Source organism: Hyalangium ruber, from assembly GCF_034259325.1.
Taxonomy (GTDB): domain Bacteria; phylum Myxococcota; class Myxococcia; order Myxococcales; family Myxococcaceae; genus Hyalangium_A; species Hyalangium_A rubrum.
Genome location: NZ_JAXIVS010000005.1, coordinates 61058 through 78168, shown reverse-complemented (window position 1 = coordinate 78168; position 17111 = coordinate 61058). Strand labels below are relative to the sequence as shown.

General features: G+C 67.6%; 14 protein-coding genes. 9 read left to right on the top strand and 5 right to left on the bottom strand.

All coding sequences use genetic code 11. The features are described 5' to 3' along the window. Window positions 1-16 precede the first annotated feature (16 nt). Entirely contained in the window at window positions 17-1114 is a 1098-nt protein-coding gene (locus tag SYV04_RS15890) for a 6-phosphofructokinase (RefSeq protein ID WP_321546626.1), read from the bottom strand. A 164-nt stretch (window positions 1115-1278) separates the two neighbouring features. Beyond that, window positions 1279-1758, bottom strand: a complete 480-nt coding sequence (locus tag SYV04_RS15885) for a tetratricopeptide repeat protein (protein ID WP_321546625.1) — start codon at window positions 1756-1758, stop codon at window positions 1279-1281. An 80-nt stretch (window positions 1759-1838) separates the two neighbouring features. On the opposite strand from SYV04_RS15885, the gene SYV04_RS15880 reads away from it, so the two are divergent. The 3 genes from SYV04_RS15880 to SYV04_RS15870 all read left to right on the top strand — a co-directional run bounded on the left by SYV04_RS15880 (window position 1839) and on the right by SYV04_RS15870 (window position 4769). Beyond that, a complete protein-coding gene (locus SYV04_RS15880; RefSeq protein WP_321546624.1) occupies window positions 1839-2501 on the top strand; it encodes a cyclase family protein in 663 nt (220 codons plus the stop codon). Between the two features lie 187 nt (window positions 2502-2688). Continuing rightward, the gene (locus SYV04_RS15875; RefSeq protein WP_321546623.1) at window positions 2689-4080 is read left to right on the top strand and encodes a serine/threonine-protein kinase; all 1392 of its coding nucleotides are present in this window, start codon (window positions 2689-2691) and stop codon (window positions 4078-4080) included. A gap of 20 nt (window positions 4081-4100) precedes the next feature. Beyond that, window positions 4101-4769 carry a hypothetical protein gene (locus tag SYV04_RS15870; RefSeq protein WP_321546622.1) on the top strand — a complete coding sequence of 223 codons (669 nt, stop codon included), beginning with the start codon at window positions 4101-4103 and terminating at the stop codon, window positions 4767-4769. Here the strand turns inward: SYV04_RS15870 and SYV04_RS15865 are convergent. Next, window positions 4757-7366, bottom strand: coding sequence for a hypothetical protein (locus tag SYV04_RS15865; protein ID WP_321546621.1), 2610 nt, complete (start codon window positions 7364-7366; stop codon window positions 4757-4759). The two genes, SYV04_RS15870 and SYV04_RS15865, sit on opposite strands and share 13 nt — an antisense overlap. Before the next feature lie 276 nt (window positions 7367-7642). Between SYV04_RS15865 and eutB the strand changes: the two genes are divergently transcribed. The 3 genes from eutB to SYV04_RS15850 all read left to right on the top strand — a co-directional run bounded on the left by eutB (window position 7643) and on the right by SYV04_RS15850 (window position 12201). Continuing rightward, window positions 7643-10045, top strand: a complete 2403-nt coding sequence (eutB, locus tag SYV04_RS15860) for an ethanolamine ammonia-lyase subunit EutB (RefSeq protein WP_321546620.1) — start codon at window positions 7643-7645, stop codon at window positions 10043-10045. A 101-nt stretch (window positions 10046-10146) separates the two neighbouring features. Next, the gene (locus SYV04_RS15855; protein ID WP_321546619.1) at window positions 10147-10614 is read left to right on the top strand and encodes a cyclic nucleotide-binding domain-containing protein; all 468 of its coding nucleotides are present in this window, start codon (window positions 10147-10149) and stop codon (window positions 10612-10614) included. A gap of 6 nt (window positions 10615-10620) precedes the next feature. Next, on the top strand, window positions 10621-12201 hold the full coding sequence (locus SYV04_RS15850) for a M20/M25/M40 family metallo-hydrolase (RefSeq protein WP_321546618.1): 1581 nt from the start codon (window positions 10621-10623) through the stop codon (window positions 12199-12201). 122 nt (window positions 12202-12323) lie between these two features. On the opposite strand, the gene SYV04_RS15845 is transcribed toward SYV04_RS15850, so the two are convergent. Continuing rightward, the gene (locus tag SYV04_RS15845) at window positions 12324-12515 is read right to left on the bottom strand and encodes a tyrosine-type recombinase/integrase (protein ID WP_321546617.1); all 192 of its coding nucleotides are present in this window, start codon (window positions 12513-12515) and stop codon (window positions 12324-12326) included. Window positions 12516-12725: 210 nt separating this feature from the next. Here SYV04_RS15845 and SYV04_RS15840 point away from each other — a divergent pair, with 210 nt between their 5' ends. The 3 genes from SYV04_RS15840 (at window position 12726) to SYV04_RS15830 (ending at window position 15397) form a co-directional block, all read left to right on the top strand. Then, window positions 12726-13082, top strand: a complete 357-nt coding sequence (locus SYV04_RS15840) for a hypothetical protein (protein ID WP_321546616.1) — start codon at window positions 12726-12728, stop codon at window positions 13080-13082. A 657-nt stretch (window positions 13083-13739) separates the two neighbouring features. Then, the gene (locus SYV04_RS15835; protein ID WP_321546615.1) at window positions 13740-14645 is read left to right on the top strand and encodes a DUF6310 domain-containing protein; all 906 of its coding nucleotides are present in this window, start codon (window positions 13740-13742) and stop codon (window positions 14643-14645) included. Then, complete coding sequence (locus SYV04_RS15830; RefSeq protein WP_321546614.1) at window positions 14642-15397, top strand: DUF5953 family protein; 756 nt, start codon at window positions 14642-14644, stop codon at window positions 15395-15397. Before SYV04_RS15835 ends, SYV04_RS15830 begins: the two co-directional genes overlap by 4 nt. Window positions 15398-15607: 210 nt before the next feature. Here the strand turns inward: SYV04_RS15830 and hflX are convergent, their stop codons facing one another. Continuing rightward, the gene (gene hflX / locus SYV04_RS15825; protein ID WP_321546613.1) at window positions 15608-16996 is read right to left on the bottom strand and encodes a GTPase HflX; all 1389 of its coding nucleotides are present in this window, start codon (window positions 16994-16996) and stop codon (window positions 15608-15610) included. Window positions 16997-17111 lie beyond the last annotated feature (115 nt).

Here is a 17111-nt window from a genome sequence, read left to right as displayed (position 1 = left end):
CCAGGCGTCCCCCGACTCAATCGCCAAAGCTGATCCCCATGCTCTTGGCGAAGCGCACCGTCTCGCCGGTCGGATCCACGCGACGCTCCTTGCGCGACTCGGAGAGCGAGGCGGTGACGATCTTCCCGTTGCGCAGCGCCACCATGTGGTCCCACTGCCCGTCGCGCACCAGGTCCAGCACCTTGCAGCCGTAGAGCGTCGCCAGCACCCGGTCCGCCGCCGAGGGCGTGCCGCCGCGCTGGAGGTGGCCGAGCACCGTGACGCGGATCTCCGCCTCGATGTGGCTGGCCAGCAGGTCCGCGCACACCTTGCCCGCGCCGCCCAGGCGCACCACGCCGCGGCCGGGGATCTCATGGGCCTTCTCCACCACGGCCAGGGTGCCGCCCACGGGGTAGGCCCCCTCGGCGATGGCGATGATGGAGAAGCTGCGCTTGCGCGTGGCGCGGCGGCGGATCTTCTCGACGATGGGCTCCACCCGGTAGGGGATCTCCGGGATGAGGATGACGTCCGCGCCCCCGGCGATGCCGCTGTCCAGCGTGAGGAAGCCGGCGTTGCGGCCCATGATCTCCACCACCATGACGCGGTCATGGGACTCGGCGGTGGAGTGCAGCCGGTCGATGGCCTCGGTGCAGATGCCGCGCGCGGTGTCGAAGCCGAAGGTCTGATCCGTGCCGGACAAGTCGTTGTCGATCGTCTTCGGGCAGCCGACCACGCGCAGCCCCTTCTTCGAGAGCATGTGGCCGATGGTCAGCGTGCCGTCCCCGCCGATGGCGATCAGCCCGTCGAGCTTCAACTCCTCCGCGCGGCGCAGCACCTGATCGGACAGGTCCTTCTCCACCCACTGGCCGTTCTCCTTCACGGGGTAGATGAAGGGATCGGCCTTGTTGGAGGTGCCGAGGATGGTGCCGCCCTTGGGGAGGATGCCTCGGGTGTCCGCTTCGGAGAGGGGGCGAGTGAGGTTCGGCTCGACCAGGCCCATGTACCCGTTCTCGATGCCGACGAACTCGTGGCCGAACTCATGGCTGCCCCGCTTCACGAGCCCGCGAATGAGCGCATTGAGTCCGGGGCAGTCTCCACCGCCGGTAAGGACTCCAAGTCGCAGGGGACGGGGCATAAAGTCGGACGCGGGTGTCAGAGGAGAGGGTGGCGCCTATGACAGCGGCGTCGGGGCGGGATTGTAGGAGCCACCCTCCAGGTGCGCAACGCGCGAATGGTGCGCTGCGCCGAAGGTGGGTCCGGGCTGTCCCCCCTCCTTATAAGGAGCGCGAACGCGGAGGGTCAGTCCCGCTTGAGGCGGCGCCGGGCCGCCACCCTGTCCAGGAGGGCATGCAGCAGGGGCTCGGGCTCTTTGGGCAGGGCGCGGTCCGTGGGGGAATGGACGGGGGCGGCCTGGGCGAGCCGGTAGAGCTCGATGAGGCGCTCCTTGATGAGCTCGTTGTCGGGGCGCTCCTGGAGGGCACGGCGGTAGGCGGCGGCGGCCCCGGCGTAGTCTCCGAGCGCGAAGAGGCGCTCGCCTTCCTGGATGGGAGAAGAGGGACCGAGCGGCAGGCGTTCCTCCTTGGGAGCGGCGGCCTTGGGGCTGTGGAGCTCCATGGGCTGGAGGGACTCCCGGAGGAGGGCGAGCTTCTGCGCGAGCGCTCCGTCGTCGGGGAACTCGCGGGCGAGCGCCTCGTAGAGAGCCACCGCCTCGGCCAGTTCTCCGCGCCTCAGGGCGCGCTCGGCACGCGCTTGCATCTCGGCCCGGGCATCAGGAGTCATCGCGGGGCGCAGGTTACCGTACGCGAATCATGAGGGCACGCGGTTCCTCTTCGGTACGCTTCGGGAGGGAGGGAAGCGCGATGCGCCTGATCGATCTCAGCCACACCATCACTCCGGGGATGACGACGTACCCTGGCCTTCCGGGGCCGGTTGTCACGGACCACCTGAGCCGGGAGGCCTCGCGGTCGCACTACGCGTCGGGGACGACGTTCCACATCGCGCGTATCGAGATGGTGGCCAACACGGGGACCTATATGGATGCGCCGAGCCACCGGTGGGAGCGCGGCGCCGACCTGTCCCAGCTCACGCTCGAGCAGACGGCGAACCTGGAGGGCGTGTGCGTGGAGGCGCCGCCGGGAGGGCGAGCCATCGACGCGGAGGCGTTCGCGGGAGTCTCGGTGCGTGGGCGCGCGGTGCTGGTGCGGACGGGCTGGTCGCGACACTTCGGGACCGAGGCTTATGGGTCGGGCCATCCGTTCCTGACGGCGGAGGCCACGCAGGTGCTGGTGAAGGAGGGCGCGGTGCTGGTGGGAATCGACTCGCTCAACATCGACGACACCGCCGCGGGCGATCGGCCGGCGCACACGGGGTTGCTGGGGGCGGGGATTCCGATCGTGGAGCACCTCACGAGGCTGGAGCAGCTCCCCACGAGGGGCTTCCGCTTCTTCTCCGTGGCGCCGAAGTTCAGCGGTGTGGGGACCTTCCCGGTCCGCGCGTTCGCGCTCGTTCCTGAACCGTCATAGCGACGGCAGGCCGCTGTTCGGAAATGTCGGGACTTTTTACGCCACAAAAGTCCCGACATTTCCGAACAGGTGTTCGTGGGTAACCGCCAACCCGCAAGGCGTGTACGCATCGCGGAGTGTGTGCCCTATGAGGTAGGGTTCCTTCTTCCAACTGGGAATGCCTCCCGGTGCGAGCCAGGAGGAGCCCATGGAGAAGTTCCACCCGGTGGATGCTGGAGCACTGCGGCCTGGCACCGAGGTGGGTCCCTGGCGGTTGGTGAGCGTGCATCGCAAGGGTGCCTACGGTGCCCTCTACCGCGCCGAGAAGGCAGAGATACCTGGTACCGGGACCGTTGCGCTGAAGCTGGCGCTCCATCCGATGGACGAGCGCTTCGAGCGGGAAGTGGAGCTGCTGTCACGCATCGACCACGCTCACGTGCCGAAGCTGTTGGACGCGGGGGAGTGGACGGCGCCGGATGGGGCGCGCTTCCCCTACGTGGTCATGGAGTGGGTCGAAGGCGAAGCGCTCTACGAGTGGGCCCGAGACCAGCGGCTCACCTCTCGCTCGGCGCTGAAGCTCCTGGCCCAGGTGGCCCGCGCGCTGGAGGCCCTTCACGCGGTGGAAGGCGTGCATCGAGACATAAAAGGGGACAATTTGCTGGTGGCCGGAGGCGGCCGGGCCGTGCTGGTGGACTTCGGCTCGGGGTGTTACCAGGGCGCGCGCGTGCTCACGCACACGGTGATGCCTCCGGGCACCCCGCGCTACTGGAGCCCCGAGGCGCAGCTGTTCCAGTGGCGCTTCGGACGCCGGACCTCGGCGCGCTACGAGGCACGGCCGGCCGATGACGTGTACGCGCTGGGAGTGATGGCGTACCGGCTGGTGACGGGCAGCTACCCTCCGGAAGCCCTGGAGTGGGAAGAGGCCCTGGATTCGCCCCAACCGGCGCCACCGGAGCGGATGGCTCCCGAGTCGCTGGTGACGGTGTGCCCGGGACTGGCGGCGCTCATCCGCCAGATGCTGGCGAACGAGCCCACGGCCCGCGGAAGTGCGGCGCAGATCGCTCAAGCACTGGAGCGCGTGGCAAAGACAGCGGGGCGGCAGGCGAACCGGCCGATCACGCGTCGCCAGGGTGGCGAAGCTGTTACCAGCATGGCGCAGCCTGTGAAGTGGCGCCCGGCAGTGGCGTGGCTGGGCTGGATCGGTGCGACAGCGCTGAGTGTGCTGTTGGTGGTCAGCCACTGGGGCGGCGAGCCCCAGGTGCCCGAGGAACGATCCGCCCAGGCGTTGCGCGGCACTCATGCTGGAGGCGAGGCGGACGGAGGAACAACGGCCCTCGGAGACGTCGCCTCCACAGCTACAGGACATGCGCAGATGCCCGAGCCAGGGAAGAAAGGGCTGGGCATGGAGATGCCGAAGACCCCATTCCCAGGTCAGCGCCAGCCTCCGTGTGAGCCGCCAGAGATCGAAGCGAATGGAGGATGCTGGGTGCTCTTGGGGAATGTGAAGCCCCCGTGTGGCCCGCGCTCGTACGAATGGAAGAAGGGCTGTTACTGGCCCTCCTTCCCCTATCAGCGTCCCGCGACGTCAGAGCACCCGTAGGGAGCTATTCTCACCCCTCCATGCTTCTCACCTCGCTGATGGCCGGGCTTTTGCTGGTCCAGGGTGCGCTCGGCTCCGAGCTGCGCAAGGACGGCTACAGCTTCCGTCCGCCCGCGGGCTTCCGGATGGTTCGACAGGAGCCGTACGCGGGGACACGCGCGGGAGCGGTGGCACTGGAGAGCACTGCACCCCGAGTGCTCTCGGCGGCGTTGTCCGAAGGGGAGGGGCCCGAGGCGGCGATGATGCTGGTGGCGGTGGTCGAGCGGACGTTCTCGGCCAGCCCCTCCGAGCGGGACGACTTCGGAGCGGCGGTGGTGCGGCACTTCGACAAGGAGCTGGGGATGACGCTGGTCCCCGAGCGGGTCGAGCGAGTGAAGGGGCCGGTCCCGCGCGTGGAGGTGCTCGGGACGCTGCGGGAGGCGGGGCAGGTGAGGACGGTCCTGGTGGCAGGGCTGGCCTCGGAAGAGCGGCACGCGGTGGTGACGGTGAGTGCCCCTGCGGCCCAGTGGGAGTCACTGGCGCCCCGGGTGCAGGCCTCGCTGGAGACGTTCCGGATGGAGCCTCCATCCCGAGGAGGACTGTCTCGCCGGGCCGCGGGCGCGCTGGCCGGTGCCCTGGCCGGCGCCCTGGTGGCTTCGTACACGGCGTGGCGTCGCCGCAGACGCGAGGGTCCGTCTCAGGCCGCCTGAGCGGTCCGCATCCACAGTGCGTGGACGCGATCCGCCATTGCGCCCGCTTGCGGCAGCCAGCGCACGAGCCACATCTGCGCCCACGCCGGCAGCGAAGCCGAGGACTCCAAGATCCCCAGGAGCTGGGGGTACAGCTCGACAGGCGCCGACTCGATCCACTGCTGGAGCCGCTCATCCCCGCGCCGTGCCGCCTCGTGGGTGAGTTCCATCGCCCGCTGCGGGAACCGCTTCCAGAAGGACTGAGTCAGGATCTTCGCGGACCGGTGGTGGGGCAGCAGCAACTCCAGGCACTCCGCGTCCAGCTCATCCCGCTCCTTGAACAGGCTGCTCGCGGTGATGTCGGGCCGGCGCGTGAGGACCTCCCGGAGGACGACGTTCCGCAGGCGCGGAGGCACGGCCTGGAGGTTGGCGGCGAGCTCCGGCAGGCGCGCGTCCGAGAGCGTCGAGCGGAAGTCCTCGGCCGTCAGGTGCTCGTCGATGAAGCGCCGCAGGGGCGAGTCGGGCTTCTCCTGCGTATACAAGTCCGGTCGAGTCGCCAGGCAGAGCTTCCAGAACCGCGCCGCCATCCGTTGGCGCATCTCGGCGGGGCGCTGGTTCAAGGCCTCCAGGAGCCAGCTCAGGGCTTGAGGCTCGCGCGTCAGGGCCCTCAAGTGCTCGGCCTCCAGGGCCCATCCGCGCTCCTCGGCCACCAGCAGGCACGCCGGCAGCAAGAAGGCGGGCAGGTGCGGAGGCACCGAGGTGCCCTGGCAGCGAGCGACCACCTCCGGAGCGAGTGCGAACAGCTCAGCCGTCGGCGTCACCGTGTTCATCCATCCCGGAAGGCGGCTGAGCGAAGGCTGGGTCCAGCCCGGATAGAGCCACTCGAGCCCCGGCACGAGGAGCGGAGACGCCTCGACCCGAAGGCTCCAGGCCCAACAGTCCTCCAGCCACTGCGGCGGCGTCTTCCACGTGGCGGTGCTGTGCCGGGTGAGCGGCACCGGGGCACCGCCGTCGATCCGAGTCACCAGCGTGGTGCGCTGGAGATTCCACAGCGGCATGACGCGCGCGGCATCCAGGCGAACGCCCTCCGTCCGCAGGCGACGCCCGAGAGCGGCGAACAGTGCCTCCACCGCGCCGACGGAGCCCAGCGAGGACAGGCGGAAGCCCGCGACGGCTCGGCCCACGAGCTCGAGCAGCTCCCGCTCCTTGAGTTCATCGAGCAGCCCGTCGATCACCTCCCAGCGGCCGGGACCCACGATCCAGTGTCCCCACTGCTCAGGCGAGCTCGTTTGCAGCGCTTCCATCACGAGATCCTTGGCCATCAGGCTGGCCAGCCATGCGAACCGGAAGCTCCAGGTGCCATTGCCCTGGGGTTGGAAGAACCGGGCGGAAACAAGGTGCAGGAACGCATCTTCCCGACGGGTGGTGCCGAGCGCCGCGAGCAGCTCCGAGCTCTTGTGGGCGCGCTCCTTCTTCGACTTGAGGGTGACCATCGCCTCCGTGAGGCGCTTCACGGTCGTGAGATCGAACGGAGCCTCCGGAAGGAACTCCAGCCAGCGCTCCTTGGGCAGCGGCGCGATCCAGGGCTCCATCCCCTGGAACCAGCGGTGGACCAGGGTGCGAACCGCCTCCTGCCCCTGGTAGCGAAGCCAGAGCTCCTTGGGCGTGGGGCTCTCCTCCTCGCGGGAGAAGCGCCCCTTGAGCCACGGCTCCGTGAACTCGCGCCGTGCCTTGAGCTTCCAGGCCTTCCCGCCAGCCTCATGCGCGAAGGCACACAGGGGCAGCAGATCGCCGGGCGTCGTGAAGAGCCGCGCCTGGGGATCCTCTCGCTCCACCCAGGCGGAGAGCTCCCGAGGGTTGATCTGCGCGCCCGGATCGACGCGCTGGGAGATCCACTCGATGAACCGTGTCCGCCACTGAGCGTGCGGCTGCCAGGAGCGATACTCGGGCCACTGCGGCCCCTCGGGGTCGGGGCTCTCCTTGCCGCTGCCGCCCGTCTGGCGACGGGGATTGCGGATCGCCCAGCAGGGGAAGGGCGCGATGACGAACACCGCGTCCTCCCGAGCCAGGAGCTGTTGTTCGATTGCCTGATCCTCATCCTCGGCCCGCTCCACCTCGATGAGCACGGGCTCGGAGCGGGGGAGCTGCGCGAGGGCCTCGGAGAGCGTGGAGGCGTGGACGAGGCGCGCCCCATACCGATAGTGGTGGTAGTGGACCGTGAAGCTCCGCCCCGAGCCGGGAGGCGCATGAATCCAACGCGAGCGCGGCCCCAGGGGCTCGAACCAGTCGTCGTTGCCCAGTAAACAGGGCGTCTCCTGCTCGGGGTCGAACGGCCGGGCGCGAGGAAAGTCCTCGAACGCGAAGAGCCCGATGCCCGCGGTCCGGGCGAGCTGAAGTTCCGCGAGGTCCACTTCCAGTGCGTGGGCGAGGGCCTCGGCGGCCTCGGGGCGCTTCAGCCACCAGCTGCGCTTGCCGCGCTGGAGCTCGAGCAACTTGATGCCGATATTGCGGTGGCTCTGGGTGGGGTCGTCCCACAGCTCGAGCACCCGCTTGGCGAGTGCGTCACGAGACGGGAACCCCGCCCGCTGCGCCAGCTCGTCGATGTTCAGAGGCATCATCCCTCCCGTAGGACGCCTTGAGCAGCGGTGCTTCGAAATGCTTCGAAATGCTTCAGGCGATTTATAGCAACTACGTGGGCGACGGGCCAGTCCTGACCCGAGACAAGACCCGACGGGTTGGCCAGACCTGCTCGAAGGGGAAACCCGGTTTGCGCCGATGTCGGTCCGGGCGCGAGAATTGGAGCCCTTCCAGGTGGCCCTCGAAGCCGAGCGGGAGGCCGCACCTCATCCCCAGCGCGTGTCGTCCCTCTCCTCGGTCCCTCCGGAGGCAATCCCATGAAGACGTTCCACCCCCAGCGCCGCGTCAAGGGTGCGCGCTCGCGAACCTCTCCCCAGCGCGCTCCGGTAAATCCGTGGCAGCCGGTGATGATGCGCCGTCGCACCTTCATGTCGGCGCTGCTGGGCGCCACGGCGATCGCCGCGGCCTGCAGTGACGACACGCTGGTGAAGCCCACCGAACCGCCTCCCGGCGTCTACATCCCCCAGGTGAAGCCGGGGGAGGATCTCCTCGCGTACCTCGACCGCACGCGTGGCGGCTTCGATCAGGCCACCTTCAACAAGCTCATCGGCGCGGCCAACCCCTTCAAAGAGGGAGACGAGGCCGCCGCGCTCGCCGCGGCGGATGAGACGTCCCGCGTCAACGCCCGCACGCTGCTGTCCAACACCCGCATCGGCGACCTGCGCGCGCACCCGCTCTTCGACGACGGCCTCTTCCAGCTCATCGAGCAGGGCGTGGACTCCTCCCAGGCGGCCCAGGTGTCCACGTGGACGATGGGAGAGCTCAAGCGCTTCCTGCTCGACAAGAGCGAGGCGGAGATCAAGGCCATCATGGGAGGGCTGAGCAGCGACGTCATCGGCTGCATCGTCAAGCTCATGAGCAACGAGGAGCTCATCGCCGTGGGCCGCAAGGTCTTCAACCCGCTGCCCGGGAGCAACCTCGGCGCCAAGGGCTACCTGGGAGCGCGCATCCAGCCCAACTCGCCCACCGACAACGTGGAAGACATCCGCTGGCAGGTGCTCGACGGGTGGGCTTTCGGCGTCGGGGACGTGGTGCTCGGCACCAACCCGGTCTCGAGCGACGTGTTCTCCGTGCAGGCGGTGGAGCTGGCGCTCAAGGACCTGCTGGATACGTTCGATCTCGCGGAGACCTTCCCGCACTGTGTGCTGTCTCACATCGACATCCAGGCCGAGGTGGAGACGCGGACCCCGGGCTCGACCGCGCTCTGGTTCCAGAGCCTGGGCGGCACCGAGGGCGCGAACAAGACGTTCGACGTGACGATCCCCAAGATGCTGGATCACGCCTCCAAGCGCACGGGACAGTACGGGCTCTACTTCGAGACGGGGCAGGGCGCCGACGGCACCAACGGCCACGGCAACGGCTTCGACATGGTGGTACACGAGTCGCGCAAGTACGGCTTCGCGCGCGTGCTCAAGCAGAAGGTGGCCACGGCCCAGCTCGGTGCGGGCAAGCCGGCTCGGCCCTGGGTCCACGTCAACGACGTGGCGGGCTTCATCGGTCCGGAGGTGTTCCGCTCGAAGGAGCAGCTGGTGCGCTGCTGCCTCGAGGACATCGTCATGGGCAAGCTGCACGGGCTGATGATCGGCCTGGACGTGTGCTCCACGCTGCACATGGAGGTGACGCTGGACGATCTGGACTGGTGCCTGGATCAGATCATGCCGGCCAACCCGGGCTACCTGATGGCGCTGCCCACGAAGAACGATCCGATGCTGAGCTACCTCACCACGGCGTTCCAGGACCACGTCCGCATCCGCAGCAAGTTCGGCTACAAGGTCGAGGACCGGATGTGGTCCTTCTTCCAGCAGCTGGGCGTCGTCGACGCGGAGGGCCGGCCGGGGCCGCACTTCGGTGATCCCTCCTGGGTGTATCTGCAGTACCGCCGCAAGAAGGGAGACACGCGCTCGGAGGCGGACATTCTCTCCGAGGCGCGCGCGCAGATGACCGAGGTGCGCAAGCGGGGCGTCTTCATCGCCGAGGGCCACGGCGCCAACACGTGGGACCTGAACGCGGACCTCGATCGCGAGGTGCGCTTCCTCTACGAGGACGCCAAGGCGAGCATCTTCGCCGAGCTGCCCGCCACCTTCGCGCCGTCCATCGCCCAGGCGGTCACTGTCGCCACCGAGTCCAAGGATCGCCAGGACTACATCCTCCACCCGCCCACGGGCGAGGAGCTCTCGGCGGGCTCGCTCGACAGGCTGCGCTCCCTGCGCGACAGCCAGGCGGGCCAGTATGACGTGCAGATCGTCATCTCCGACGGGCTCAACGCGTGGGCGCTCACGGACGAGGGCCACCTGGCGCCGTACCTGCAGCGGGTGCGCTCGGATCTGGAGGCGGTGGGCTTCAAGGTCGCCCCCGAGCACATCATCGTCAGCGCCGGGCGCGTGCGGGCCGGCTACCGGATCGGCGAGACCCTCTTCGGCGCGTTGCCGGATCGGAACTCGCGCCGCGCCATCCTGCACGTGATTGGCGAGCGGCCCGGCTCGGGGCACCACGCATACTCCGTCTACATCACCGCGCCGGGCGTGGACACGTGGGCACAGGAGGGCGCGGTGGACCACAACATCACCCGCGTGGTCTCCGGCATCGCCGATACGGCCCTGACGCCGAGTGCCGCCGCGGCGGAGACGGTGAACATCCTCAAGCAGATGGCGCCGCGCTAGGCGCGCGAGCAGCGGGAGAATGGGCTGGGCACGTCATCAGTCGTTGCCCGGCCCGGGCCTTCCTCATACCGTCGGGGGGACGGAATTTTTCGGGAGGCCACGTGGGACAGCGCGACGACAACGAGCGGACGGAACTGGCGGTCAACCCGCTGTACATGATGGAGGGGATGGAGGCGCTGAAGACCTCCTCCCTGTTCGGCCAGCTGAACGAGGCGGAGCTCAAGACGCTCTTCCAGGCCGGCGAGCGGCGCGTCTTCCAGGATGGGGAAGAGCTGGTGAAGAAGGGTGACGACCTGGACGCCTTCTGGGTCGTGGTCAGCGGCCGGGTCGAGGTCGCGCGGGATGGCAGCAGCACCGAGCAGGGCGCGGCGACCTTCTTCGGAGATCGCGCGCTGGCCGGCACCGTGCCCTCGCCGCTGTCGTGCCGTGCGGTGGCGGAGGGAGAGGCCCTGCGCTTCTCGCGCGCCAGTCTGGTGAAGCTCTCCCGGGAGTTTCCCAAGCTGGGGGTGAAGATCCTCTGGGTGCTGCTGGAGAACGCCTACAAGAACCAGGACTCCGAGGAGGACTGACCCCAGATGATGCGCCGCCTGCTCTCTGCCCTTGTCCTGTTTGGCTCGACGTCGCTCGCGGGATGCGCGACGTCGGGCGCTTCTTCCGCCGCCGAGGTCCAGCGGCCTCGCATCGAGTTCACCTCGAAAGAGAAGTTCGATGCGTCCGCGGTCCCGGCGTACGCGGGGCGCCATGACGAGACGTACGCCCATATCGACGCCAACCTCGCCAGCCACTTGGAGAACCTGCGCCGGTGGGTACGCCAGCCCTCGGTGAGCGCGCAGAACCAGGGCGTTCAGGAGATGGCGACGATGCTCCGGGACGACCTGCGCAAGCTGGGGTTCAAGGAGGCGGAGCTGGTGCCCACGGATGGGCACCCGGGCGTGTGGGGTTTCTATGACGCGGGGGCGGAGAAGACCCTCGTCGTCTACATGATGTACGACGTGCAGCCGGTGGAGCCGACGGGCTGGCAGGTGGGCGCGTTCGACGGCGCGCTGGTGGACCACGCGCTGGGCAAGGTGCTGATGGCGCGCGGCGCGACGAACCAGAAGGGGCCGGAGCGCGCCTTCCTCAACGCGCTGGAGTCGATCATCGCCACGCGCGGCAAGCTGCCGGTGAACCTGATGGTGGTGGCGGAAGGGGAGGAGGAGCTCGGCTCTCCGCACTATCCGCAGGTGATCGACAAGTACGCCGAGCGGCTGAAGAGCGCCTCGGGGGTCTTCTTCCCGTTCAACAGCCAGGGGCCGTCGGGCGACGTCTCCATGTTCATGGGCGTGAAGGGGATCCTGTCGTTCGAGATGGAGGCGCGTGGCAGCACGCAGGGCGGACCGATGAAGTCGGAGGTCCACGGCTCGCTCAAGGCGATCACGGACTCGCCGGTGTGGCGGCTGACGCAGGCGATGGCGAGCCTCACCACGCCGGATGGGAACTCGATCCGCGTGCCGGGCTACTACGCGCCGATCCGTCCTCCGAACGAGGAGGAGCAGCGCCTGGTGAACGGCATGCTCGCCGAGTGGAGGGCTCGGGAGCCGGGGATGCGGCAGAGCCTGGGCGTGCAGGAGTGGGTGGACGGGATGAGCGGTGATGATTCGCTGCTGCGCTACCTGTTCGACACCACGCTCAACATCGACGGCATGTGGGCGGGCTACACGGGCCCGGGGATGAAGACGATCCTGCCGCACAAGGCGACTGCGAAGCTCGACTCGCGGCTGGTGCCGGACCAGACGCCGGAGGAGTCGCTGCGGCTCATCCGCGCGCACCTGGATGCGCAGGGGTTCACGGACGTGGAGACGCGGCTGTTGAGCGGCTACCCGCCGGCGCAGACGTCGGTCTCCTCATCGATCGTCCAGGCGGCGATCAGCGCCTACAACAAATACGGCATCACCCCGAGCGTGGCGCCGCGACTGGGGGGGAGCGCGCCGTATTACATCTTCACGGAGCGGCTGAAGCTGCCGCTGGTGGCGGGCGGTATCGGCCACGGCTCCGGGGCGCATGGGCCTGACGAGTACATGCTGATCGAGCCAGTCGCGGGCTCCAAGATCGCCGGGCTGGCGGCGATCGAGAAGTTCTACGTGGACCTGCTCTACGCGTTGGCCGAGGCCCGCTAAACCCCGTGCTCTGTGGAAGAGGCGGGTAGGGGAGGGCCACGGGTTCAAGTCCCGTACTCCTCGCCAATAGAGGGGCCTGGAATCGAGAGGGAAACCTCAAGGATTCCAGGCCCTTCGTCTTTTCAGCCCCTGGGCTTCTCCATCGGCGCGATCTTCGTCTCCAGGATGTCTCCAGAAATCTGGGAGGCGGCCTCATCCAGCAGGCTGATCGCCGCGTCCTTGGCTGCCGGGCTCAGGTGCATGTACCGCTGGGTAGTGGAGAGGTTCTTGTGTCCGGCCAGTTCTTGGATGGCCTTGGCGGGCGCCCCTCGCATCGCCAGCTGCGAACAGAATGTGTGCCGAAGGATGTGGAGCGCTCGTGTCACCGGGGCCCCGCCTGCTTCTGTGCCTTCGCCAGCCAGCTGAAGGACAGCCAGCACCACTACAAGTATGAGAAAACTGGCTGGGTGATCTTGCTACTCCTGATGCGGAGCAACATTTTCCTAATCGGTGATCCGTGGTGTCCTCCATCGGGAGTCTAGAAAATGAGAAAGCTCTACGTTGTGTTGACGTTGGTGCTGACGAGCATCGCATCCAACGCCTATGCGGTAGATCCCGCCCTCGTCAACAACACTTGGTGGAGTGTCGGCGTGCTGAGGGATGCGACGATGACCAAAGACTCGCCGCACCCGACGCCATGGGTCTTTCAGTTGGATGGCACTGTCCGTGCTGGAGGGTTCTGGACAGGCACGTGGGTGTCATACCCAAATCAGAATAAGGTATGGGTCACCATCAAGACTTCGAGTGGTGCGACCGATTCGTTCGACGTCACGTTCCTGACGTCAAACTGGTTTGTCGCGACACAGAACGACCAGCTCTACCGGTATGGGGATCGGTTGTAGTCATCCGCTTCACCCACCGTACCCTCCATTAAATCGGTGCTCTAATCAATTGGTCGAGAGTCATCCGCTCGCGAGCCAACGGCGAGCGAGAGGGGCGCAGGTTCCAGTCCCTCTCGCCTCGCAAATAGAGTGGCTCAGTGAGCCCCGGGCTTCGTCTCCAAAATGTCTCCTAGACTGGAGGAGACTCCGGGTGACCAGCGGGACTGGCGGGACTGGCCCGTGGACTCGAAGTACCCAGATTCACTCACGATTCAGCGAAAGATTCAGCGAAAGGCGTGTGCCGTCGCGGGTTTAGGGTACTCCTCGTCCACGGGTTCAAGTCCCGTACTCTTCGCTAGAGAAAGCCCAGCAATCCCTCAAGGGTTGCTGGGTTTTTCTTTTCCCGCCCGTCCCCCATGTGCCCTCAGTGTCCCCTCCGGCGTCTCTGGCCGGTGCGGCGTCGTGCTGGGGCACAGGCCGGTCGATCTGCTGCGCCGCGCTCTCCCGGGCCTCTGGTGCGCATTCCCCGAAATCGGAAAACTTGGCCCCTCGCTGCGAGAGCTTTGAAACTCCACCCGGCCCCGAGCTTCGGGCACGGTTGCGCCCATGACGGCTGGCATACTCCAGGAGGGACGAGCCTTGACCCATAGCCCCCCGCCTGATTGAAAGGACGCGGCCATGCCGCACCGAACGTGCATCGCACTCCTGTTCCTGCTCTCAGCCTGCGTAACGATGGATCCGAGCCCGGGAGAGCCGGAGGCCACGAGCCCGAGACTGACCAATCTTCAGCGTGCGGCGCTGTACCCCTGGACGGATGACGGGCAGTGCGTGGTGCGAGACGCCTCCAACGAATGGCCTATCCTGGCGGAGAGGTGCTTTCACGCTCTCGATCGCGACAGGGTCAGGTTTCGGGATGTCACCCGAAGATGCGCTGTCGCCTACGCGGGTGCAGCAGCTCCCGCAGCCGTGGCCCTCTGTGTCTTTGCGGCACCCGAAATCGTCGTCGGTGCTGTGATCGTTATTGGCGCGGTGGTGGTGGCAGCCGCCATCCAAGAGGGGATTGATGCTTATCAACGGAACGCATCCCGCGAGCGCGCGAAGCCCAAGGCTCAAACGCGGACCGCCAAGGAACCGTCAGCGAACCAAGCGCCGAAGCCAGAGGGGTCGCGCTCCGGAGACATCTTCCCCCCAGTGCCGACAGAATCCACTCCTCGCAGCCCGGAGTGCAGGCCCGTCCCGGTCCCGCACGCAGGCAAAGATGATCCACATAACGAGTGCGCCGATAAGTTTCCGCCGAACCGCTATCCCGGCATGGACGTGCTCGTCGGCGGCAAGCGCTTTGATGCGCTGCAAGTCGGCGTACGTGTGCTGTGGGAGATCAAGACCTATCAATTTGACACGTACAGTGACTTCCTCCAGGAGCAGGTGATCAGGGACCAAATAAGAGAGTTTGAGGAAGAGCGCAGCATTGCGCGGGTCTGTGGATATGGCTTCGTCATTGGGGTGAGCACCGAGGCACACAAAGCCGCGCTGCTGGAGGTAGACGACAGCTTTGATATCGCCGTCACCGGGTGTGAACGATGACCACTCGAACTCGGTTCGTACTGAACGTCTACGCTTCAGTTCTCATGGGCGACGATGGCCGCTCGCTCGCTGCCATTGAAGGTATGGAGAGGGCGCTTCCCGGCTTGCGATTGGCGTGGGAAGTCTCAAAAGAAGGGCAGCTCATCGAGCTACCGCAGCGCGACGTATGGCTTGCTGAGGCAGCTGCACGTGGGGAATTCCCTCTCGTTTGCAATGGTGACGAGAGCTATCCGGTGATGATTTCAGGGCGGCGCCGACCCGCGAGTACGAGTTCAGGGGGCCAGCCACAGCTTCAGGTCCATGCGAAGCTGCCGCAGGGCGCGGCCGTCGTCGCGGCAGCAGCAGATGTGCTAGAGCACGTAGCGGAGGGCGTCCGCGCACAGTGGGGCCTCATAGCCCTGTCACCCATGATGCAGGTCATTGCGGACCAAACAGGCCCGAAGCTCTATGGGCCTGAAAAGCCACCACGGGGCTTGCCTGCACTCAAGTTCCCAGAGGCAATCCCCGCACCTGAGATTCCGCGTCACCTGGGGTGGCTGAACTATTGGTCTGCCGCTGCCGCGAAGGCCATCGGGTTCCCGGATCCTGCTCGCGATGCCGAGTTGCTCACGCGGGCGCGGCCCACGGCATCGGGAGGGTGGGTTGTGCAGCTCACGGATGCTCCGCTTGATCTCGACAACCCCGCCCACTTGGACGCGCTCAAGCGGGCCTACGAACGCTTCCCGGTGATCGGCGGGCGCGCGGCACGGTGACGGACCAGCTCGTGGCGCGCTGCGCGGGTGCTGGCGATGGTAGGGTGCAAATCCAGGAGATCACCCACCCTTGATCGGTATGAGTTCGCCGTGCCCCGTCTCGACACGGCGATCGAGTTGAGCTGATGGGTGCGAGCGGCGGGCGCTTGAGGGGTAGACACGCTCAGGGCTTCCACATGCCTCCGGGGGGGCGGCAGGCTGCTGCGTCGCTCAGGCTCCGAAAGCCTGCGTGAGGCGCGCGATGGCACCGGGCAGGCCGCGCACGCGGAGCTTGCGACCGCTCTCATCGAAGGCCTCGGAGAGCACCGTCGTGTGCTCGTACACCTCGCTGATGCGCGACTGCGAGGCGTAGGGAATCACCAGATCCGCATCGACCATCGAGGCCGCGAAGGCGCGCAGGATGTGCTCGCGCAGGAGCCCCACGTCCTCCGGCCGGTGCGCGGAGAGCAGCAGCGCCTCCGGGTGGCGCGAGCGCAGGGCCTCCTGAGCCGCCGCATCCAGCCGGTCCACCTTGTTGAAGAGGAGCTGGCTCGGGACGGTGTCCGCACCGATCTCTCGCAGCACCGTGCGGGTGACCTCCAGTTGCGCGTCCCAGGTGGGATCGGACGCATCCACCACGTACAGCAGCAGCGAAGCCTCGAGCGCCTCGTCGAGCGTGGAGCGGAAGGAGGCGACGAGATCGTGCGGCAGCTTCTTGATGAAGCCCACCGTGTCCGAGACGAGCACGCGTGGACGGCTCTCGGGTTGCAGGGCCCGCACCGTGGTGTCGAGGGTGGCGAAGAGCTGGTCGGCCACCAGCACCTCGCTGCCGGTCAGGGCGCGCATCAGCGAGGACTTGCCCGCGTTGGTGTAGCCGACCAACGCCACGCGCAACTGGTCGCGACGCGCGTAGCGGCGCTGGTCCTGGTCCTTCTGGATGGCGGCGAGTCCCTCGCGCAGCTCGGCGAGGCGGTCGCGGATCTTCCGGCGGTCGAGCTCCACGGCGGAGTCTCCGGCGCCGCGGCCCTGCTGCCGCTCCCTTCCTCCGGTGGACTCGCGCAGGCGGGGCGCGAGGTAGTTGAGCCGGGCGATCTCCACCTGCATGCGCGCCTCGTGGCTGCGCGCGTGACGGTGGAAGATGTCCACGATGACGCCGGTGCGGTCCAGCACCTGCGCCCCGGTGGCCTTCTCCAGGTTGCGCAGCTGGCTCGGAGAGAGCTCGTGGTCCACCACGACTGCCGTGGGACGCCGTGCCTCCTCGCCCGGGGTGTCCTCCGAGGGTGGTGCGGCCTCCTCGTCCTGGGGCTCCTCGGGCTCCTCGGAGGCGTCCGCGGCCTCCCAGCGCTCGCGCGCCTTCGAGGTCCGGTCCTGAGCGCCAGAGGCGATGACGCCGCTGCCGCCGGTGAGCTGCGCCAGCTCCTTGAGCTTGCCGGTGCCTAGCACCGTCCCGGAAGCCAGCCCCTCGCGGCGCTGGCTCACGGTGGCCACCGCGTCGTAGCCCAGCGTCTTCACCAGCCGGCCGAGCTCCGCGAGGTCCGCGGCGTGCTCCGCGTCCGAGACGCCGGGGAGCTGTACACCGACAAGGACGGCACTGGGACGGGGAGGGTGGGTCTTCAGCATGCGGATGCTCATAACACCTGCGCCGCCCGAGGCCCTCTGGCAAAACTCCGAGCGCTTGCCCGCCTGGGTGCCATCGGAGGCGTGGGCGGGATAGTCTCCGCGCCCCTCTTGTCAC